This window comes from Nannocystis sp. (genome assembly GCF_016714285.1).
In the GTDB taxonomy this organism is placed as follows: Bacteria; Myxococcota_A; Polyangia; order Nannocystales; family Nannocystaceae; genus Nannocystis.
In genome coordinates this window covers 233,235-255,149 of sequence record NZ_JADJNN010000009.1, presented here as the reverse complement: position 1 = coordinate 255,149, position 21,915 = coordinate 233,235, and the positions used below count along the sequence as shown (strand labels likewise).

The window sequence follows — 21,915 nt, the reverse complement described above, 5'->3', positions numbered from 1 at the left end:
GGACCGACCGCGATGGCGCGCAATCTCGCCGCTCTCGCCGCCGTGGCGATCCCGAGCCGGGTCAATCCCAGCGGTCGAGCTTGTAGCTGCTGCGCATGCCGTCCTTCGCGGTGACGCGAAACAGCAGGTTCCAGGTCCCGCCCTTGCTCAGGCAGATGCCGCAGGCCGAGGCGTCGTCCTTGCCCTCGACCACCGCGTCCTTCGCATAGGCCTCAAGGGTGGCGCGGATCTCGTGGAATTCACTCTTGAGGAATTCGGGGAAGAAGCCGGCACCCCTGATATATCCGGTGTCCTTCGCGCCCTCGAGGATGAAGATCACGCGGTCGCCGTGGTGGGTGAATTTGTGGCGGGTGCTCCACGCCGCCGGCTGCAGCGTCACGGCGCTGACCGGGTGCCAGGTGTCGCCCTTGAGGTTCCACTGGCTGGGCGGCGAGCCGCTCACGTAGACATACAAAGTGACCGGATTGCGGTCGTCCTCGAAGTCCCACTGGACGATCGGCGGGGCGTCGGCGTGCTTCGCCGTGACCATGCCGAGGTACATTTGATTCGTCGTCGGTACGTGATATTCGATGTGCTCGGCGGTCGGCAGCACCGTCCGCGCGAACTTCTCCCAGGTCATCGTCACCGGGGGCGCTTCGACCTGGGCCGCGCCCTTGCCCTTGGCCTTGAGCTTGGAGAACACGCCCTTGCGCCCTGCCCCGGCCGGCGGCGGCGCGGCGGTCCACAGCGGCCGGATGTCGGCGAGGCGGGCGAACCTTCGCTCGAGCGAGCCGGCGGCGCGCAACTTCTCGATGATCTTCTCGGCCGCGGCGATGTTGGCGGCGCTCGGCGGGGCGGTCGGCCGCTGATATTGCAGCGGGTGCATCTTGGCGGCGAAGCGGGCCTGGATCTCCGGGAAGGGGAGCTTGGCGGCGAGGTCCTCGAGCAGGGTGCCGATCATCGTGCTGCGGACGTGGCAAAAGCCCGGCGGCGCGCCGGCGACGGCCAGCCAGGTGAGGTTGTCGCGGGTCCGCGGGTCGTGGGCGGCCCGCCGCTGCGCGTGCAGGTCCTGCAGCCATTTGGCGACCTCGATGCATTTCTCGGAGCGAAACAGCGATTCGCTGGTCAGCAGAGAATGTGCGTTCTTCACGAGATCGATCGGGAACTCCTCGAGGCCGCGCAGCAGGATCGCGTGGTCCTCCCGCTTCGCGGCGGCCAGCTGCCCCGCGGTCTTCACCGCCGTCGGCTTGCACAGGCAGCGATCTTCGGGCGTGACCGCGAGGTGGTCCCATCCGCCGGCGAGCGGCTGGCCCCACACCTTCTCGCTGCTGAGGAACACGCCGGTGATCTGTGCTGCGCGGACCACCCGGGCGAGCGCCCGGATCGCCGGCGTGAAGGGCTCCGGCGCGCGCTCCGGAGCCCACATCACCGGCGTGGTCTGGCCGTCGGCGCCGACCCGCACGAGCCCGCCGAAGCGCTCCATGAACCTGCGGCACGCGTGGCAGCTGTACTCCTGGCGCAGCTCCGGCGGCAGCGCGTCGAGGAAGATCGGGAGCAGCGGCGGCGCGTCGGTCGTGAACAGGTGCACCGGGCCCTTGTGGGTGACGCCCTTGAAGTGCTCCGCCACGCCGGCGCACAGCGCAGGGAAGCTATCATCACCGCCGGAGCCCCCGGCGCCGGTCGCGGCTGGTCGATCGGACATGTCGCGGAGCTTGCTCGGTCCGCGAGAAAATCTCCAGCGCTTCGTGGAGCTCGGCGTCAGCGAGCCGCGCTCGGGCTGCCGGCGAGGCCGGCGGCGACGAGGCGGTGCAGCGGCGGCGTCACGCTGGCGAACGCCTCGCGGCCGATCCGCGGCAGCAGCACGCGCGCCGCGAGGGCGGCCGCGAGGTCGCGGGCGAGCGGGCGCAGCTGGCGTGGCAGCAGGCCCCAGCCGCCGAGGCGCACCAGCGCGAGGCGGAGGCGCACGCGCTTGGTGAACATGCGCGAGACGTGCAGCGGCAGCTCGGTGAGCGGGCAGTCGAAGCGGAGATCGAGGATCTCGTCGAGGTCCGAGCTGCGATTGAAGGTCGCCTGATCGAGCTCCGGGCCGAGCGCGCGCGAGACCTCGCGAAACAGCGCCCACGCGGTATCCGAGGAGCTGTCGGGATCGGCGAACAGACGGGCGACCAGGCGCGCGCCGGCGGGATCCGAGAAGAAGCCGTTCCACCACAGCGGCAGGAGGGCGTTGAACCACCCGCAGATGTTCCAGTAGCGGCGCATGCAGGCCTGGAGCGGGTCGTGCATCGATTCGTACTGGTCGGCGATGTCGAGCTGACGGCGGCGAGCGACCTTCATCCACAGCGACTCGAGCGCGCTGATGTCGGCGCGAGTGAGGCTGCCGCTGCGCTGACGGCGGATCATCGTCGAGACCTGCAGCGCCTGGATCGAGGTCATGCTCATGCCGGTGCTGTAGAGGGGGTCGACCGCGCGGGCGGCGTCGCCGACCAGGAACCAGCCGTCCTCCGAGTAGATCTGGTCGGCCCAGTAGATGTATTCGCGGTACACGTGAGTGTCGATCACCTTGCCGCTGCGGACCATCGCCGCGAGCGCGGGGTGCTCGGCGTCGAGGTACTCGAGGAAGTGCTCGACCGTCGTCATGCGATCGGCGCGGGGGAAGATATCGGGGCGAAACGTGATGCCGAAGCTGATCAGGCGCTCGTGCTCGCTCGACTGGAGGGGAATGCCCCAGATCCAGTTGGCGTGGCCCATGAAGTGGTGGGTCGAGTACCAGATGTCGTACGCGAGCGGCCTGCGCAGCGACATCTCGATGTCGCCGGTGAAGGGCTTGAAATCCGCGAGTCGGACCCAGAAGGCCGAGCGCTGGCCCTGCTCGGGCTTGGTGTAGCTGGAGACCTTGCGACCGATGAGGCGGCGGCGGCCGCTCGCGTCGACGATCCAGCGGCTGGTCAGTTCGACGGTCGCGTCACCGACGCGGGCCAGGACCCGGTGCGGCGCGCCGCCTGTGCCATCGGCGCCGCCCGTGGTGATATCGATGTCCTCCGCGAGTCCGTCGATCATCCGCACGCCGAGCGCCTCGGCGTGGTCGCGCAGGGCCCGGTCGAACACGGGGCGGTTGAGCTGGCGCGCGAGGTGGTGCAGCCGCTCCGGCGCGTGCACGGTGTAGCGGCGGTCCGCGGGGTCGTCGATGCGCAGCTTGTGATAGAAGGTGAGGCCATTCTTCAGCGCGCAGCGGGTGTCGAGGAACTCCCCCATGCCGAGCTCGCGGAAGAACAGGATCGCCGGCTCGACCAGCGACTCGCCGACGTAGGGCCGCTTCTCTCGCTCCGGCGGCGGGCCGAGGACCACCACGTCGAGCTCCGGCTGCTCGAGCTTGATCCACGCGGCCGTCATCAGGCCGCTGATGCTCGAGCCCACGACCAGGACATCACAATGCTCCGACTTCATGCATGCTCCCCTGCGCCGCCTGGGCGGCGCAGGCACTCGAGGAGGGCGCTGCCGATCCCGTGGGTGACATGCGCGTGTTTACGGTACCCTGGCAGCCGCCGCATCGCGGCGTGCAGCTCGGGCAGGCGATAGAACGGCACGCTCGGGTAGCAGTGGTGTTCATAGTGATAGCTGATGTTGCGCGGGACGATGAAGACGAGGTCGAGCCAGGTGGGCACGGTGGTGCGGGTCAGCGCGTAGACCGGGTGGTCCGAGCGCACCATGCTGTGCTCGCAGATCAGGCGAATGTAGTTGCTGACGATGAACCATGTGCAGAACGGGATGATCCAGTAATACAGCAGCAGGTCGAGGCGCTGCGCCGCGGCGAAGGCGGCGACGACGGAGGCCAACGCGAGCAGGCGGACGAGCCCGTAGGTCGGGCCGACGACGCGAAACGGACGCAGCAGCCCGACCAGCAGCAGCCCGAGCCCCGTCAGCCCGCAGCCGCGCCACAGCAGCTTGGCGGCCAGCTGCCAGGCGGTCTTCGGGTAGGTCCATTCGCGGGTCGGGCGCCCGTCGGCGCCGCGCAGGCGCCACAGCTCGATGTTGCCGTCCTGGTCGGTGCCGATGTGGCGGTGATGGGGGCCATGATAGCGGCGGAACACCTCGTTGGTGGCGAACAGCGGCCACCACAGGAACAGGTTCGCGACCCAGTCGTTCAAGCTGCGGCGGCCGAGCAGGCGATGATGGACCGCGTCGTGGCCGAGGACGGCCAGCGCGTGCTGGCGGGCGCCGATGAAGAAGATCGCCAGAGGATACAACCAGGTGTAATGCTCGCACAGCAGCACCGCAGCGAGGATCGCCAGCCACTCCTCGAGGATCGCGAACAGGCCGCGGACGGCGTCGATGCGCGAGAGCTCGCGGACAAGCTCGGGCGGGAGGCGATCGGGGACCTCGCCGATATAGTCATGCGGATGCAAGCGCCGGCATGATGCCGCGGCGGCCCCGAGCCTGTCCACCACCGCGACGGCGCGCTTGGTCGCGCCTGCGCGTATATGGGCTCTTGTGGTCCACGCGGGCTTCCGCGTACAAGGGTTGCGGCCCGGGAGAGCGATCAATGCGCGAAGGCTGGTATCCCACGATCACGCCCGCCGAGCACGGCGACTCGGCGCGCTCCAGCGTATACCCGGAGGCGGTCTGCGACCTGCGGCGTCGGGCCGCGCCGGTGACGGTCGACGCGCGGCCGCTGGCCGGCCCCAACGGCGGCTGGCCGGCGGTCACCCGCGGCGCCGACGAGCTGTTCCTGCTCCACGGCTCGCTCGCGTTCAAGGGCTTCGACGGGGCGCGGGTGACCAGGGTCGACACGCGCTCGTGGCGGACCCTGTGGACGCAGCGCCTGATCGACACCGCCGCGACCCGCGAGTGGAATTATCCCGGGGGCATCGGCGCCCACGCCGACGGCTTCCTCTACGTCATCCATGGCTACCGCGCGGCGCGGCTCGATCCGGAGACCGGCGAGGTGCTCGCCAGCGTCGTGCTCCCGACCGGCCAGGCGCCGCGAGATACCACGTACAACGGCTTCATCGTGCTGCCGGACGGGATGCTGGTCGCCAAGTCGCTGTACCGAATGCCCGGCTGCGAGGAGAACGGATTTCGCGCGCTGTCCCGCGGGGGGCTGGTGGACACACCCTCGGATATCGTGGTGATCGACCCGCGGCGGATGGCTGTGGTGACGAGCATCAAGGCGCCGGAGCACCTGCTCGGCCGGATCACGGCGAGCGTGCACCGGGGGGTCTCGTATATCTACGCGGCGGGCAAGGACCACGTGTTCCGCTACCGCTACACGGCCGGCGCGCTGGCCCTCGATCCCGCGTGGGGCCCGGTGCGAACCCGCCAGCCAGGCGAGACGCCGGCGAGCGCGATCACCACGGGCGACGGCTGGATCTTCCTGCAGGGCAACGCCGGACCGGCGCCGGTGCCCTTCACGATCCACGCGATCTCGCAGGACGACCCGGCGCGGACCCACCGCGTGCAGCCCTTCGCGGGCCGCGGGCGATCGTTCAACGCGTCGAAGCTGACCTACGACGCCGAGAATCGCCGCATGTACACGACCGACGGGCTGATCGGCCAGCTCGCCTGCTTCGACTTCGACCCCGAGCGCGGCTTCTCGCGCCGCTGGCAGGTCGCGCAGGGCTCGTACAGCTTCCTGGTGCTGGTCGGGCCGGCCGATGAGCGTGTGCTGGTGGCGACGCGGCTGATCGACACGCCGATGACCTGGCTGCTGCGCAAGCAGCTGTCGCGGCTCGTCCCCTGGCTCGCGTACATGATCGGCAAGGAGCGCGTGGTCTGGCGCCACCCGGACACCGGGGCGGTGCTCGCCGAGAGCCCGGACCTGCCGCCGGGGCTGGCGATCATCCCGGGCTTCGCCGGGTCGGTGTATTACCCGAGCGTGTTCAAGGGGGTGTGGGAGCTGAAGCTGCGCGACGCCTGATGCCGCGGCTCAGGCCCGGGCGCGCGCGGCCAGGGCGGCCTGCACGGCCGCGTGGGCGGCCCGGTCGGCGCGGTAGCGGCGGGCGATCCAGACGCCGGCGACGCCGAAGATCGCGGTGCCAGGACCCGCGCAGAGGCCGACGGCGGTGACCAGCGACGGGTCGACCGAGCCGGGCTCGGCCTGGGTCGGGAAGGCGATCGCGCTGAGGAAGACGCCGCCGAGGATCGTGCCGGCGCCGGTCGAGGCCTTGCGGGCGAACGACAGGGCGCCGAAGAACAGGCCCTCCTGGCGGCGCCCGGTCGCGAGCTCGTGCTCGTCGGCGATGTCGGCGAGCAGCGAGCCGGCGGCGACGGTCGCGGCGGCGCCGACGATGCCGGAGAGGAACAGGGTCGCCAGCAGGGTCGGCTTGAGCGCGGCGCCGCCGGGGAACAGGCCGAGGACGTGGAGCAGCGGCGGGGCCATGGTGAGCAGGGCGTAGATCGCCATGCCGCCGACGAAGAGGTCGCGCTTGTCGAGGCGACCGGCGAGCAGCATCGACAGCGGCGAGCCGACGAGGATCCCGAGCAGGGCGACGCCGGGCAAGGCGACCGCGTCGGAGCCGAGGCCCCAGAAGTAAGTGCCCACATAGAGGTCGAGCGAGAGAGCGACGCCGCGGGCGACGAAGAAGCAGAGCAGGCTGACGACGAGCACGGCGAAGCCGCGGCTGTGGTACGCCTCGCGCTGCTCGGCGACCAGGCGACGCAGGCCGAGCTTGCCGCGCGGGTCGGGCCCCGCGGCGGGCCGCGGCAGGCCGGGGATCGCGCGCCAGGTGCCGAAGGTGGAGGCGAGCACGACGACCACCATGAACACGCCGAAGACGGCGCCGAGCTTCGGGTACACCGAGGGGTCGAGCTGGCCGTCGGGGAACGCGGCCGAGGGCTTGAAGAACACCCCGCGGGCGACGGCGACGAAGATCGCGGCGCCGAGGTAGGTGAAGAACACGCGGATGCCGGCGATGCGCGTGCGCTCGTCGTAGTCCGTCGACAGCTCGGCGCCGAGGGCCATGTGCGGGACGAAGAACACGGTGAGCGCGAGGCGGTGGGCGATCAGGAAGGCAGCGGCCCACAGCGTCAGTCCGACGGGGCCGAGCGCGGGCGGGCTGAACAGCAGGGCGAAGCTGAGGCCGACGGGCAGCGCCGAGGCGAGCAAGAAGGGGTGGCGGCGGCCCCAGCGGTGGTGGAAGCCGTCGGACCACGAGCCCATGAGCGGGTCGGTGACGGCGTCGATGACGAGGGCGAGGCCCATGGCGGCGCCGACGACCCAGCCGGGGAGTCCGAGCACCTGGCTGAAGAAGAACAGGACGAAGAGGTTGGTGGCCGCGTCCTCGACGCCCTTGGCCATCTCACCGGTGCCGTATGCGAGCTTGAGCCGGCGGGTCGGCGTCACGGATTGACCACCATGCCGGGCTTGTAGCGGAGGACGCGGTCGCCGTTGACGTGGGCGGTGTCGCTGCCGCGGACGACGATCGGGCGCCAGCGGTCGAGCTTGAGCTGCTGGATGCGCAGGTAGGAGATCGCGAGGCCGGCGTCGCCGAGGACATAGGGGTTGTGCACGCGGACGCCAGGGACGATGTAGCGACCGGACATGCCGAGGCGGCCCTCGTTGCTGGTGATGTTGGGCAGGGCGCCGTGCATGACCCGCTCGGAGAAGATGATGAACTCACCGGCCTTCATCACCACGTTGACCGCGTCAGCCTCGTTGATCGCGTCGGAGGGGCGGAGGATCTTGGTGCCGAAGCGGTCGCTCTTGTTGGCCGCGTGCTTGACCGGGTCGTACTCCTCGACGCTCATCGGCAGGAGCTCGCGGTGGGTCCCGGGGATCATGCGCAGGCAGCCGTTCTCGAGCGTGGAGTCCGTGACGGCGATCCACACGGTGAGCTGGAACAGCTCGTCGAGGTGGGGCGGCGTCAGGGTGGCGACGCGCATGGTCTCGTTGAGGTACGAGGTCGCCTGGTGCCAGCCGGTGCCGCCCATGCCGGGGTACTTGGGGAAGAACTGCGAGCGCCACAGCAGCAGGTCGGGCCCGAGCAGTTGGGCGATGCGCTCGACGATCGCCGGGTGGGCGTAGAGGTCGAGCAGGGCGCCGTCCTCGAGGTGCTTGTCGCGCGCGTTCAGGCCCTTGGTCGCGTACTCCTCGTTCGACATCTCGGTCGCATCCTCGGAGCCCTGGGTGCTGCCAACGTATTTGTACGAGCCTGGCGGGTAGGTCGACGAGGGCTTGTCCCACAGGGACCACATGTGCCTGGCGAGCTTGCCCATCTCGTCGGGCGGGAGCAGCGTGTGCGGGCCGGAGAAGCCCCGCTCCCAGAAGCTGCGGATCTCGTCCGGCGACAGGCGGTGCTCGGGCGGCGACTCGGCGCGCGGCACGTACGAGCTCGGGAGATTGAGGCGGGTGTGAACGTCGATGTAGACCCGCTTGCGGCCGGAGCCGAGGAATGTCCGCAGCATGTGCGGGGTCCAGCTGAGCGGCAGCTGATAGCGCAGCCGGTCCGGCATCAGCGAATGCAGGAAGCGCAGCTGCGACAGGGCGAAGCCGAAGAGCAGAGGTCCGGTGCGAATGATCCGCTTGGGTTGCTTCTGCGCGCTTGTAGCCATGGGTCGGGAGTCTAACAGCAATAGCCTGTGATGGTGCGAACATTTGCGCGCCGGGCCAGCGCGGCGATGTGGGGCGCGATTGTGTGTACTGTCGGAACTCGGATTGTGGGCCCGGACCTGGTTGTGGTAGACCGGCCGGCGCATGGCGCATCATGATCTCGTGGCCGCGATTCTGCATAGCGCGGCGGTCGGCGGCGGGTCGTTGTTCTGTCGGTTCCTGGCCGCAGGTGAGGTCGACGGGCCCCTCGATGAGCGCACATTCGCCGAGTTCTGCCAGCGCTGCCTTCGGCTCGCCAGCGGGCTGCAGGAGGCCGGTGCGCGCGGCGAACGGGTGCTATTGCTCTATCCGCCGGGTGTCGCATTCGCCGAGGGATTCGTCGCGTGCGTGCTCGCGGGGGCGGTCGCCGTACCGGCGTTGCCGCCAGACCCCAGCCGACTCGAGCGAACATTGCCGCGCCTGACGCGAATGGTCGTGGACGCGAATGCGCGGTTCGTGCTGGCGCCGGACGAGCTCTGCGCAATGGCAGCACCTTTGTCCGAGCTGGCCCCCGAGCTCGCGCGGCGGCCGTGGCTCGCCGCGGAGGCCTGCGCGGGATCGACGGCGCGGTGGCGCGATCCGGGGGCGCTGCCCGACACCCTCGCGTATCTACAGTACACCTCCGGCTCGACGGGTGAGCCGAAGGGCGTGCGGGTGACCCACGCGAACCTGATCCACAACTCGGCGAACATCGCCGCCGCGTTCGGCAGCCACGCCGGGTCGGCCGGGGTGATCTGGCTGCCGCCCTACCATGATATGGGGCTGATCGGCGGGATCTTGCAGCCGCTGATCTACGCGTTTCCGGTGTGGTGGATGAGCCCGCTCGACTTCCTGCGCCGGCCGGGGCGCTGGCTGCGGGCCATCTCGGCGAGCCGCGCGAGCATCAGCGGCGGGCCTGACTTCGCCTACGCTCTGTGCACGCGCAAGGTCCGCGACGAGGAGCTGGACGGGGTCGACCTCTCGTGCTGGGAGGTCGCGTTCACCGGCGCCGAGCCGGTCCGCGTGGAGACCCTCGACGGCTTCACGCGCCGCTTCGCGGCGTACGGCTTCTCCGCCCGCGCGCTGTATCCGACCTACGGGCTCGCGGAGTCGACGCTCATCGTCGCTGGCGGGCGCGTCGGCGCGGGCCCGCGGACGCTCGAGCTGGACGCCGCGGCGCTGGGACGCGGGGAGCTGCGGGAGGGCCATGGACGGACGCTGGTGAGCTGCGGCGCAGCGACGGCCGGGATGGAGCTGGCGATCGTCGATCCGGTGGGGCTGCAGCGCACGGACGCGGTGGGTGAGCTGTGGATCGCCGGCCCGAGCGTGGCCGACGGCTACTGGGGGCAGCCCGAGGCGACGCGCGAGACCTTCGCGGCGCGGACCGCCGACGGCGCGGGGCCCTTCCTGCGCACCGGCGATCTGGGGCTCGTCCGCGACGGTCAGCTGTACATCGTGGGTCGCCAAAAGGATGTGGTGATCGTCCGGGGTCGCAACATCTACCCGGCCGACGTCGAGGTGGCGATCGCCGCGGCGCACCCGGCGATCCGCCAGGGCGGGGTCGCGGTGTTTGCCGTCGAGCACGGCGGCGAGGAGCGAGCGGCGGCGGCGATCGAGGTCGACCCGAAGCAGCTCGCGGGGACCGACGATGTGATCGACGCGGTCCGCCGCGCGGCGTTCGAGCAGGGCGCCGCGGCGCTGGCCGGCGTCGTGCTGCTGCCGCCGGGGGCGCTGCCGAAGACCACCAGCGGCAAGGTGCAACGCTTCGGGGCGCGCGAGCTCTACCTGCAGGCCGACGCGCCAGCCCTGGCGCGCTGGGTCGAGGCGGCGCCGGGGGCCGACCCGCAGCGCTTCGAGCGGGTGCGGCAGCGGCTGCTCGAGACGGTCGCGCCGCACCTCGGGGTCGCGCCGGAGCGCGTGGACACCGGCCGGGCCTTCGACACCTACGGGGTCGACTCGGCGCGGCTGGTCGAGATGAGCGAGGCCGTCGAGCGGGCCTTCGGGCGGACGATCGCCCCGAGCACGCTCTACAATCACCCGACCCTTGACGCGCTGGCCCGCCATCTCGCGAGCGGCGAGGCCGAGGTCGCGCCCGCGCCGGTGGAGGCCGCCGTCTACCGTGACCACGGCGAGGAGCTCGAGCGCCTCGACCGTCGCGCGACGGGCTACCGCTTCGACCTCGAGGCGGACATGCCGTGGGACCGACTCGCCGCGCCGGGGATCTATGTGCCCGAGGAGTTGGCGGCGGCGCTCGGGGTCGACGTCGCGGCGCTGCGGGCCGAACCGGGGGCGTGGGAGCTGTTCGACTGGGCGATGGCGCTCGAGATCTGCACCGGCTTCGAGGCGCTCGAGCTGGCCCTGATCGCCGCCTGCGGGCACCTGCACGCAGCGCACCGACCGTCCCGCAGCCTGACGCTGCTGATCGAGGAGGAGCACAAGCACATCCTGCTGTTTCGTCGCTATGCCGGGTGGCTGCGCGAGCTCCGTCCGGACGACGGAGAGGTGTTCGCGCGGGTGCCGAGCTCGTGGGCGAACCGGCGGGGCGCGGCCTGGCTCGAGCTGGGCGGCGCCGCGGGTCACCTGCGCTGGTGGCTACGGACGCTGCTGTTCGAGGCGTGGACGGTGCACCTGCACGAGGCGCTGACGCGCAGCGACGCCGGGCTGCAGCCGGCGTGGCTCGCCGCCCACGCGCTGCACCGCCGCGAGGAGGCGCAACACCTGGCCACCGACCTCGCCTTCGTCGCGGCGCTCGAGCTGAGCGACGCGGAGCGGCGGCGGGGCAGCGCGGGCTTCTTGCTCGAGCTCCTCGACATCTGGCCCGAGTTCTTCGGCGTCCAGGCGGTGCACGAGGTGATCGCCGAGCGCTTCCCGGGGAAGACGCTGCGCGCCGCGGACGCGGTCGTCTGCGCCCAGCGCTTGCTCGGCGAGCGCAGCTTCACGAGCCTGCACCGCGCGGCGCCGGGGCTCGCCGAGCTGCTCGCGCTGCCGGCCGACGAGGTCCGCGCGGCGGCGGAGGCGATCGCGGGCGGGCGTGCCTCGCCAGCGCGAGCGGTGGAGCTTCGCGCGGCGGATCGGCCCGCGGCCAGCGACGAGCGCGAGGCGGCGGGAGCATCACCGCGGGATCGCGAGGAGCGGGGCAACGACATCGCCATCGTCGGCGTCGGCTGTCGCTTCCCGGGTGACATCGACTCGCTCGATCGCCTGTGGGCGCGGCTCGTGGAGCGCCACGACGCGATCACCGAGGTGCCGGCAAACCGCTGGGACATCGACGCCTACTACGACCCCGACCCGCGGAGCCCGGGGCGCATGAACACCCGCTGGGGCGGGTTCGTGACCGGCGTCGAGGACTTCGACGCGGCCTTCTTCGGCATCTCGCCGCGCGAGGTCCGGAGCATGGATCCGCAGCAGCGCCTGCTGTTAGAGGTCAGCTGGGAGGCGCTCGAGCACGCGGGCATCGCCCCGGCGACGCTGGCCGGCACGCGCGCGGGGGTGTGGGTCGGCATCTGCTCGTGGGACTACGCGCGGCGCAACAACGAGGGCCTGCAGGACCCGTGGTCGGCGACCGGCAACGCGCTCTCGGTCGCGGCCGGGCGCATCTCCTACACCTTCGGGCTGCGCGGGCCGTCGATGGCGGTCGACACCGCGTGCAGCTCGTCGCTGGTCGCCGTGCACCTCGCGGTCCAGAGCCTGCGTCGGGGTGAGTCGGAGCTCGCGCTGGTCGGCGGCGTGAACCTGCTGTTGTCGCCGCTGAGCACGATCTGCTTCTCGGCGCTGCGGGCGATGTCGCCGGTCGGGCGCTGCAAGACCTTCGACGCGTCGGCCGACGGCTACGTGCGCAGCGAGGGCTGCGGCGTGGTGGTGCTCAAGCGCCTGGCGGACGCGCGCCGCGACGGCGACCGCGTGCTGGCGGTGATCCGCGGGACGGCGGTCAACCAGGACGGGCGCAGCAACGGCCTGACGGCGCCGCACGGGCCGGCGCAGGAGGACGTGATCCGCACGGCGCTGGCGGACGCAGGGCTGGAGGCGTGTGACATCGGCTATCTCGAGGCCCATGGGACGGGCACGCCGCTCGGCGACCCGATCGAGCTCGGGGCGATCGCCGCGGTGATGGCGGAGCGCGGCGTGGAGCGGCCGCTGTGGGTCGGGTCGGTGAAGACCAACATCGGCCACTGCGAGGGCGCGAGCGGGCTGGCGGGGCTGGCCAAGGCGATCGAGATCCTTCGCCGCGGGGCGATCCCCGCGAACCTGCACTTCACCACGCCGACCCCGCAGATCGCGTGGAGCGGCCTGCCGATCGCGGTGCCCACGACGCTGACGCGCTGGGATCGCGACGCGGCGCTGCGGGTCGGGATCAACTCGTTCGGCTTCGGGGGGACCAACGCCCACGCGGTGCTCGAGGGCGCCGAGGAGTTCCTCGCGACCGACAGCGCGGCGCCGGCGTTGCTCGTGCTGCCCCTCTCCGCGCCGACGCGCGAGGGGCTGCGGACGCTGGCCGGACGACTGGCGGAGCACGTCGAGGCGCACCCGGATGAGGCGCTCGCGGACGTCTGTGCGACGCTGGCCTGCGGGCGTAACGCGTGGCGCGAGCGGGTCGCGGTGATCGTCGCCGAGCGGGCCGCGCTGATCGCCGACCTGCGCGCGCTCGCTGCCGGCGAGCTGCCGGCGTCGGCGATCGCCGGACCCGAGGACGGCGCGGCGAGCGAGCTGCGGGTGGCGTTCCTGTTCACGGGCCAGGGCTCGCAGAGCCCCGGGATGGCGCGCGCGCTGTACGAGGCGCTGCCGCCGTTTCGCGCCGCCCTCGACCGCGTGACGGCGGAGCTCGACCGCTGGCTCGAGCGACCGATCCAGCCGCTGATGTTCGCCGAGACCGGGGCGGAGATCCACGCCACCGGCAACGCGCAGCCGGCCCTGTTCGCGCTCGAGTGGGCGCTGGTCGAGACCTGGCGCGGCCTCGGCGTCGAGCCCTGCGCGGTGATCGGGCACTCGATCGGCGAGCTCACGGCGGCGTGCGTCGCGGGGGTGATGTCGCTGGCCGACGCTGCCCGGCTGGTGGCGATGCGCGGGCGCCTGATGCAGTCGCTGCCCGGCGGCGGCGCGATGGCCTCGGTCGAGGCCGACGAGGCGAGCGTCACGCCGGTGATCGCGGCGCAGTTCGACCGGGTCGACATCGCGGCGGTCAACGGGCCGCGACAGGTCGTGATCTCCGGCGACGAGGAGGCGGTCGAGGCGGCGCTGCGTGAGCTCGCTAGCCGCGGGCTGCGCTCGCGGCGGCTGACGGTGTCCCACGCGTTCCACTCGCCGCGGATGGAGCCGATCCTCGAGGCCTTCGAGGCCGAGGCGCGGCGGGTCACGCTGACGCGGCCGCGGCTGCCGCTGATCTCCAACCTCACGGGGCGCACGGCCGGCGCCGACGTGGCGCGCGCGGGCTACTGGGCGCTCCACGTGCGCGCCCCGGTGCGCTTCGGCGACGGGATCGCAACCCTGATCGCGACCCAGCGACCCGGGCTGCTGCTCGAGGTCGGACCGGCACCGGTACTCGCGGGGCTGTGCGTCCAGGCCGGCGTGTCGCTGCCGATCGCGGCGTCGCTACGCACGGGCCAGCCGGAGCTCACCGTGTTCGCCACGGCGCTGGCGCGGCTGTGGACCCACGGCGCGGCGATCCGCTGGTCGACGCTGTACGGCCGACGGCGGCGTCTGACGCTGCCCGGCACGCCGATGCAGCGCACGCGTCACTGGATCGAGGCGGCGCCGCGACAAACGACGACGAGCGTCGGCGCGGCGCAGCCGTGGCTGGGCGTGAAGCTCGACCTCGCCGGCCGGGCGGTGTTCGAGTCGGAGATCGGCGAGCAGGCGCTGACCTGGCTGCGCGAGCACCGGGTCGGCGAGCGGGCGATCGTGCCGTTCACCGGCTTCGTCGCGCTGGCCCGGCTCGCGGCGCTGCACGAGGGTCTCGGCGCGGCGCTCGGCGAGGTGGTCGTCGAGGCGCCGCTCGCGGTGAACGAGGGCGAGTCGCACCGCATGCAAGCGACGATCGCCGACGATCGGGTGAGCGTGCACGTGCGCGCCCGCGACGGCTGGCGCCGGCACTTCGCCGCCACCGCGAGGTCAGCGACGGCGACCCCGGAGCAGCTCGACCTCGCGGCGATCGCCGCCCGTTGCCCGCAGCCGTGGTCGGCGGAGGTGATCCACGCCGCGCTTGCGGCCGTCGGCCTGCCCTACGGGCCGCGCTTTCGCGGGCTGCACGCGGCGGCCCGCGGCGAGGCGGAGGTGCTGGCCGAGCTGCGCGCGCCCGCGGAGCTGGCCGGTGACCCGGCGTTCGTCCGCGACATCGCGCTGCTCGACGCGGCCCTGCAGGCCGCTGCGCTGCTGCTCGCCGATGCGGGCGCGCTGCACCTGCCGGTCGGGGCCGAGGCGGTGAGCTTCGCGGCCCTGCCCGACCGCGCGTGGGTGCACGCGACGCTGCGGCCCGGCGAGGGCCCGCTGCGCCGCGTCGACCTCGTCGTCGCCGACGAGCGCGGGCTCGAGGTGGCGCGCGTGCAGGGGCTGGCGCTGCAGCGCGTCGGGCCGGCGGTGAGCGCCGCGCCGCTGGTGGACGAGGTGTGGGTGCTCGCGGCGACGCCGGTCGAGGCGCCCGCGGCTGCGCCGACGCGGGCGCTGATCGTCGGCGCCGACCCGGTCGCGGCGAGGCTCGCGGAGCAGCTGTCCGAAGGGACAGAGATCATCGACGTCGGGGACCTCGAGACGCTGGCGGCGAAGCTGCGGACGGGGCGCTTCACGGCCCTGGTCTCGCTGCTCGGCCTCGTGGACGCGCCGATCGAGGCGACGCTCGCGGTCATCCGCGCCGCCGCCGTGACAAACACGCCGCGGGTGCTGGTGGTCACGCGCGGCGGCTTCGTCATGGACGGGGAGCGCACGACGGCCAGCAGCATCGCCCAGGCGGGCCTGTGGGGCCTGGCTCGCAGCGCGGCGCTGGAGCTGCCTGCGACGTCGATCCGGCTCGTGGACCTCGATCCGCGAGACGACCCCTCCGCCGCTGGCGCCGCGCTGGCGCGCGAGCTCGGCGACGATCGCGAGTCGCAGCTCGTCTGGCGCGACGGTCAGCGCCACGGCCTGCGCCTCGCACCGGCGCCAGGCGACGAGCTCGAGCGACCCGACGGTGGCGCGCGCCTGATCGTCGACCGGACGGCGGGCGGGCTGCGCCTCGAGCCGATCGCCGCGCGTGAACCAGGGCCCGGCGAGGTGGCGATCGCGGTCGAGTTCGCGGGCCTCAACTTCCGCGACGTCCTCGGCGCGCTCGGCCGCTACCCCGGCGCGGTCGGCCCGCTCGGCGGCGAGTGCTGCGGGCGCGTCATCGCGGTCGGGGCGGGCGTCACGGAGCTCGCGCCCGGCGACCGGGTGATGGCCCTGGCGCCCGCGAGCTTCGCCGACCTGGCCTACACCGACGCGCGCCTGGCCGTGCGCGTACCGGCGGGACTCACCAGCGAGGAGGCCGCGACCGTGCTCGTGGCCTTCGCCACCGCGTGGTACGGCCTACACGTGCTCGGACGGCTGCAGGCCGGCGAGCGCGTGCTGATCCACGCGGCCGCCGGCGGCGTCGGGATGGCCGCGGTGCAGCTGGCCCAAAGGGCAGGTGCCGAGCTGTTCGCCACGGCGAGCGCGGCGAAGTGGCCGACGCTGATCGAGATGGGGATCGCTGAGCCGCTCTCCTCGCGCGACACCTCGTTCGCGCCGGCGATCCGCGCGGCGACGCGGGGCGAGGGCGTCGACCTCGTGCTCAACAGCCTGACCGGGGAGATCCTCGCCGAGAGCGTGCGCTTGCTGCGGGGCGGCGGCCGCTTCCTCGAGATGGGGAAAGCGGAAATCTGGGACGACGCGCGCGTCGCCGCCGTGAACCCGCGGGCGAGCTACGTCGCCTTCGACCTCGCTACCGTCGACCCGGCGCAGATCGGGGCGATCCTCCGCGAGATCGCCGCGGGCTTCGAGCGCGGCGAGCTGCGTCCGCTGCCGCATCGTGTCGTGCCGCTGACGCGCGCCCCCACGGCGGTCCGCGACATGGCGGCGGCGCGGCACATCGGCAAGCTCGTGCTGCAGGTCCCACGCGACCTGCCGATCGATCCCGAGGGCGGCTACCTCGTCACCGGCGCGACCGGCGGACTCGGGGCCCACGTCGCGCGCTGGCTGCTGGCCCGCGGCGCACGTCACCTCGCGCTCGCGGGCCGGCGCAGTCCGGACCCCGCGCTGCTCGCCGAGCTGCGCGCCGGCGGGGCCACGGTGCACTGCGCGACGGTCGACCTCGCCGAGCCCGGAGGAGCGCGGGCGCTGCTCGCCGAGCTGCGTCCGGTCATGCCGCGGCTGCGCGGAGTGGTGCACGCGGCGGGCGTGGTGGCCGACGCCGCGCTGACCAGCCTCGACGCCGCCGCGTTCGCCCGGGTGATCGCGCCCAAGGCCGGCGCGGCGTGGGAGCTGTCTGAAGAGACATGTGGAGATCCGCTGCACCTCTTCGTGCTGTTCGCCTCGGCGAGCGGTGTGCTCGGCGGCGCGGGCCAGGCCAACTACGCGGCTGCCAACGCGATGCTCGACGCCCTGGCGCGCGGACGGAGATCGGCGGGCCGCGTGGGGCTCGCTATCGACTGGGGACCCTGGGCCGGCGACGGCATGGCCGGGCGCCTCGATCCGGCCCTGCAGCGACGGTTGCTGGCGCAGGGGATCCGCCCGCTCGAGCCCGCGCGAGCGCTGCAACACCTGGGCCTCGCGCTGCGATCGTCGGCGGCCCAGGTCGCAGTCCTGCCGCTCGATCGGGCCCGCCTGGCGAGCCGCTTCGCCGCCGGTCCGGTGCCACCCTTGCTCGCGGGGATCGTCGCCCAACCAGCGCCGGCAGCCGCACCCGCGAGCGGCCTGCGCGACTCGCTGCTCGCCACGGCACCGGCCCAGCGCAGCGAGCGGCTGGTCGGGGCGCTGCGTGAGCTCGCCGCCCAGGTGCTCGGCACGCGCCCCGCCACCGTCGACCCGCGCCGACCACTCAGCGAGCTCGGGCTCGACTCGCTGATGGCCGTCGACCTGCAGAACACCGTGGCCAGCGCGCTCGGCGTGACGCTCGCGCCGACCGTGCTGCTCGAGCACCCGACCCTCACCGCCCTGGCGAGCGCCGTGCTCCGCCAGCTCGGACTCGCGGAGGTCGACACGCCCGCCGCGACGCCGGCCCCCGACGCGGCGACGCTCGCCCTGCAGCGCGAGCTCGCGGCGCTGGAGGCCGTGATGGCATGAGCGACCCGGGCTCCGATCTCCAGCGCGCCGCGCATGCCCTGGCCCGCGCCCGCGAGCGCATCGTCGCGCTCGAGCAGGGCCGCGCCGCGCCGGTGGCGATCGTCGGCGTCGGCCTGCGCCTGCCCGGCGACATCGACTCGCCCGACGCGCTGTGGTCGGCCCTGACCCAGCGTAGCGATCTCACTGGACCTGTCCCCGAGGACAGGCGCGAGGAGCTCGCCGGCATCGCCGCCGCCGGCCTCGGGGCGGCCCACGGGGCGTGGCTCGCCGGCATCGACCGCTTCGACGCCGAGCGCTTCGGCGTGAGCCCGCGCGAGGCGGCGACGATGGACCCGCAGCATCGCCTCCTGCTCGAGACCTGCCTGGCGGCGACCGAGCGCGCCGGGCTGCGTGATGAGGAGCTCCGCGGCAGCCGCACGGGCGTGTACGTCGGGCTCTGCAACAACGACTACGCGCTGCGCCTGCTCCGCGAACCCGGCGACCCGCGGGTCGACGCGAGCCTCGGCACCGGCAACTGCTACTCGATGGCCGCGGGCCGGATCGCCTACAGCTTCGGCCTCACCGGCCCGGCCTTCGCGCTCGACTCGGCCTGCGCCAGCTCGCTGCTGGCGGTCCAGCTCGGGGTCCAGGCGATCCGCAGCGGCGAGTGCGAGCGGGCGATCGTCGGCGGCGTCAACCTCGTGCTGTCGGTGAACCCGTCGCTGGCGTTCGCCCGCATGGGCGTGCTGTCGCCGTCCGGCCGCTGCCGGGCCATGGACGCCAGCGCCGACGGCTACCTGCGGGCCGAGGGCTGCGTGGTCTTCGTGCTCGAGGACCTCGCCCGGGCCCGCGCCGCGGGCCGCCCGATCGTCGCCGTGATCCGCGGCTGTGCGGCGCGCCAGAACGGCGCCGGCAACGGCATCGTCGCGCCGAACCCCGCGGCGCAGGAGGCGGTGATCCGCGCCGCGCTGCGCGACGCGTCTGTCGCACCGGCGGCGGTCGGCATGATCGCGGCCTTCGGCGCCGGCACGGTGCTCGGCGATCTCGCCGAGCTCACCGCGCTCGAGCGGGTGTTCGCCGACCGCCGCACGCCGCTGTGGCTCGGCCTGTGCAAGCCGAACTTCGGCCACGCCGAGGGCGCCGCGGGAGCCACCAGCCTGCTGCTCGCGTGCGAGGCGATCGCCCGCCGTCAGGTCCCCCCGGCGCTGCTCGACGCGGGCCCCTCCCCTCGCCTCCCGTGGTCGGTCACCCGGCTCGCCGATCGCCTGACCCCGTGGGACGACGACGATCGCGTCGCCGGCGTGAGCGCGTTCGGCTTCAACGGCACCAACGTGCACGTCATCCTCGCCGCCCCTCCGACCTCGCAAGAGTCGCCAGAGTCGCCGCTGCGAACCCCGACGCGGGTCCCGCTCTCCGCCCGCTGCGAGCCGCTGCTGCGCGCCCACGCCGGCGAGCTCGCGCTGCACTTGCGGGCCCATCCCGAGCTGTCGCACGCGGGCGTGCTCGCAACCCTGACCCGCGGACGCACGCTCGCCGCGATCGCCACCAGCCTCGCGGCGGACGACCGCGACACCTTGCTCGTCGAGCTCGATCGCCTCACGGCCGACACCCCGCTCGCGCCCGCGATCGCCTCCCCTGCGATCGCCTCCGCCCCGCTCGCGCCCGCGATCGCCTGCGCCGCGATGGTCGCCCTGCCACCGCGACCCCTCGCCCGTCAGCGCCACTGGACCGACCTCATCGCCGCCCCGGTGCCGCACCACGACACCGGCTTCCCCGAGCTCGAGCTGCTGCGCGCCGCCCCCCGCGAGCCCCGGCAGGCAGCGATCGCACGGGCCCTCGCGCGCTCGCTGACCCGCGCGCTCGGCCGCGAGGTCGCACCCGACGACCGCCTCGGCTCGCTCGCCCTCGACTCGCTGCTCGCGGTCGATCTGCTCGCCCGCGTGCGTGAGGCGTGGGGCCTCACCGTGTTCCCCGGCGAACTGTTCGCCCAGCCGACGGTCCAGGCGCTCGCCGCCCACCTCTCCGCGCTGATGGACGGCCCCGACGCGACCCGCGATTCGTCGCTCACCGAGCTCGAGCACGCATTACCGGCGAGCCTGCGTCGCGGACGTCCTGCCCCCGTCGCCGACGAGCCGACCCCGGACCCGTCCTTACCGCCGCCGATCTTCCTGCTGTCGACGCCGCGCACCGGCTCGACGCTGCTGCGGGCGATGCTCGGCGGACACCCGGCCCTGTTCGCCCCGCCGGAGCTGCACCTGCTCGCCTTCGCCGACCTCGCCGACTGGCGCGACGCCCTCGCCCCGGATCTGCTGCAGCTCGGGCTCCACCAGGCGCTCGGCGGCCTCGGCTGGTCCGAGCCCGAGGTCGCCAGCACCGTGGCCAGCTGGGCCGCAGAGCGCCTGCCGATCGCCCGCGCCTACGATGCATTGCGGGCCGCCGCCGCGCCGCGCCGCTTGCTCGACAAGTCCCCGAGCTACGCCCTCGACCCGCAGATCCTCACCCGCGCCGCGCGCCTGTTCCCGCAGGCTCACTACATTCACCTCGTCCGTCACCCGGTCCCGTCGACGCGGTCCTTCGTGCAGCGCCGCATGGGTCGCCTGCTCGGACTCAACGAGGCCGACGGCCCGCGCGCCGCCTCGCAAGTGTGGACAATCGGCAATCGCAACCTGCTTGGATTCCTCGCTACCCTCCCGCCCGGACGCGCGCTGCAGGTCCGCTACGAGGATCTGGTCCGCGATCCGCCCACCGTCCTGGCCCGGATCTGCCGCTTCCTCGAGCTCGAGTACAGCCCGCCGATGACCGACCCGCACGCCCGTCGCTTCCCGGGCGAGGAGCGCGGCGTGATCGGTGATCCCGGCTTCTACGCCCGCAAGGGCGTCGACGCGGCGCTCGCCGACCGCTGGCGCGACGACCAAGCGCCAGGCGACCTGTCCGCCGAGACAGCCGCGCTCGCGGCCCGCCTCGGCTACGAGGTCGACGACGCCGACGCCACCCGACTGGCAGCGATCCGCCTCGACCCCGCGATCACCCCGACATTGTCCACACCGCGGACGCCGCAGCGGCTGCTGTTGACCGGCGCGACCGGCTTCCTCGGCCCCTGGCTGCTGCGGGCCCTGCAGCATCACGGCCACGCCGAGATCGTCGCCCTGGTCCGCGCCCGCGACGACGCCGACGCGACGCGGCGCCTCCACACCGCCCTCGCCGCCCTGCCGGACCAAGACCTCACCCGCGTGCGGGCGATCGCCGGCCACCTCGATCGCCCGCGCCTCGGCCTCGCCGACGACACCTGGCGTTCGCTCGCGGACAGCGTCGACCTCGTCGTGCACAACGGCGCCGCCGTCAACTTCGCCCGCGGCTGGCAAGAGCTGGCCGCCGCCAATATCAGCGGCACCGAGGAGGCGCTGCGCCTGGCCTGCGCCGGGCGACCGACCGCCTTCGTGCACGTCTCGACCAAGGGTATCCTCGACCCCGCGGTCTATACCGACGACGCGCCGATCGGCGAGGACGATCCGCTGCGCCCGCCCGAGGGCCCGCTGCTCGGCTATCAGCGCAGCAAGTGGGCCGCCGAATCGCTGGTGCGCCAGGCCGCCGCGCGCGGCCTCCCCGTCGCGGTGTGCCGTCCAGGACGGATCGGCGGTGACCTCGCTACCGGCGGGATGCCCGAGTCCGACTTCATGGTCCTGTTCCTGCGCGGCTGCCTCGAGATCGCCGCCCTGCCCCGCCTCGAATACGCGATCGAGGTGACGCCGGTCGACGTCGTCGCCGCCGCGATCGCCACGATCTGCGCCCGCCCCGAGCTGCTGGGAAAGACCTATCACCTGACCCACCCGCGGCCGATCGAGCTCGCAGAGGTGGCGCCGATCGCCGCCGAGTTCGGCCTCCACCTCGAGCTCCTGCCCTATACGATCTGGCGCGATCGCCTGCTCACCCGCGCCGCTGGCCCGGGCAGCGCCCTCGCCCCGCTGTTATCGATGTTCCCCGCGCACGAGCCGGCCCGCATCGACGACCGCCGCCTGCGCCACAGCAACACCGAGGCCGCGCTCGCCGGCACGGACATCGTGTGGCCGGCGATGTCCGGGCAGATCCGCGCCAGCCTGGCCTTCATGCTCCAGCGCGGGCTGCTCTGACCC

General features: G+C 73.2%; 8 protein-coding genes. 3 read left to right on the top strand and 5 right to left on the bottom strand.

The window, feature by feature from the left end; translation table 11 throughout:
* Positions 1-61: 61 nt before the first annotated feature.
* From IPJ59_RS17705 to IPJ59_RS17695, 3 genes are read right to left on the bottom strand one after another with little or no spacing between them, the layout of a single operon-like run.
* Positions 62-1,681: a DUF4414 domain-containing protein gene (locus tag IPJ59_RS17705; RefSeq protein ID WP_293257099.1), complete on the bottom strand. Its 1,620-nt coding sequence runs from the start codon at positions 1,679-1,681 to the stop codon at positions 62-64.
* Positions 1,682-1,737: 56 nt separating this feature from the next.
* On the bottom strand, positions 1,738-3,423 hold the full coding sequence (locus tag IPJ59_RS17700; protein ID WP_293257102.1) for an NAD(P)/FAD-dependent oxidoreductase: 1,686 nt from the start codon (positions 3,421-3,423) through the stop codon (positions 1,738-1,740).
* On the bottom strand, positions 3,420-4,382 hold the full coding sequence (locus IPJ59_RS17695; protein ID WP_293257105.1) for a fatty acid desaturase family protein: 963 nt from the start codon (positions 4,380-4,382) through the stop codon (positions 3,420-3,422). Before IPJ59_RS17695 ends, IPJ59_RS17700 begins: the two co-directional genes overlap by 4 nt.
* Before the next feature lie 137 nt (positions 4,383-4,519).
* Between IPJ59_RS17695 and IPJ59_RS17690 the strand changes: the two genes are divergently transcribed.
* Entirely contained in the window at positions 4,520-5,893 is a 1,374-nt protein-coding gene (locus tag IPJ59_RS17690; RefSeq protein WP_293257108.1) for a hypothetical protein, read from the top strand.
* Between the two features lie 9 nt (positions 5,894-5,902).
* On the opposite strand, the gene IPJ59_RS17685 is transcribed toward IPJ59_RS17690, so the two are convergent.
* Together IPJ59_RS17685 and IPJ59_RS17680 are read right to left on the bottom strand one after the other, a co-directional pair.
* Positions 5,903-7,318 (bottom strand): MFS transporter, encoded by a 1,416-nt coding sequence (locus tag IPJ59_RS17685; RefSeq protein WP_293257111.1) that lies wholly within the window; start codon positions 7,316-7,318, stop codon positions 5,903-5,905.
* The gene (locus tag IPJ59_RS17680) at positions 7,315-8,526 is read right to left on the bottom strand and encodes a phytanoyl-CoA dioxygenase family protein (protein ID WP_293257114.1); all 1,212 of its coding nucleotides are present in this window, start codon (positions 8,524-8,526) and stop codon (positions 7,315-7,317) included. The genes IPJ59_RS17685 and IPJ59_RS17680 overlap by 4 nt, the downstream gene beginning before the upstream one ends.
* A 160-nt stretch (positions 8,527-8,686) precedes the next feature.
* On the opposite strand from IPJ59_RS17680, the gene IPJ59_RS17675 reads away from it, so the two are divergent.
* Both IPJ59_RS17675 and IPJ59_RS17670 read left to right on the top strand, forming a co-directional pair.
* Positions 8,687-17,806: a type I polyketide synthase gene (locus tag IPJ59_RS17675; protein ID WP_293272598.1), complete on the top strand. Its 9,120-nt coding sequence runs from the start codon at positions 8,687-8,689 to the stop codon at positions 17,804-17,806.
* Complete coding sequence (locus IPJ59_RS17670; protein ID WP_293272597.1) at positions 17,803-21,912, top strand: thioester reductase domain-containing protein; 4,110 nt, start codon at positions 17,803-17,805, stop codon at positions 21,910-21,912. Before IPJ59_RS17675 ends, IPJ59_RS17670 begins: the two co-directional genes overlap by 4 nt.
* Positions 21,913-21,915 lie beyond the last annotated feature (3 nt).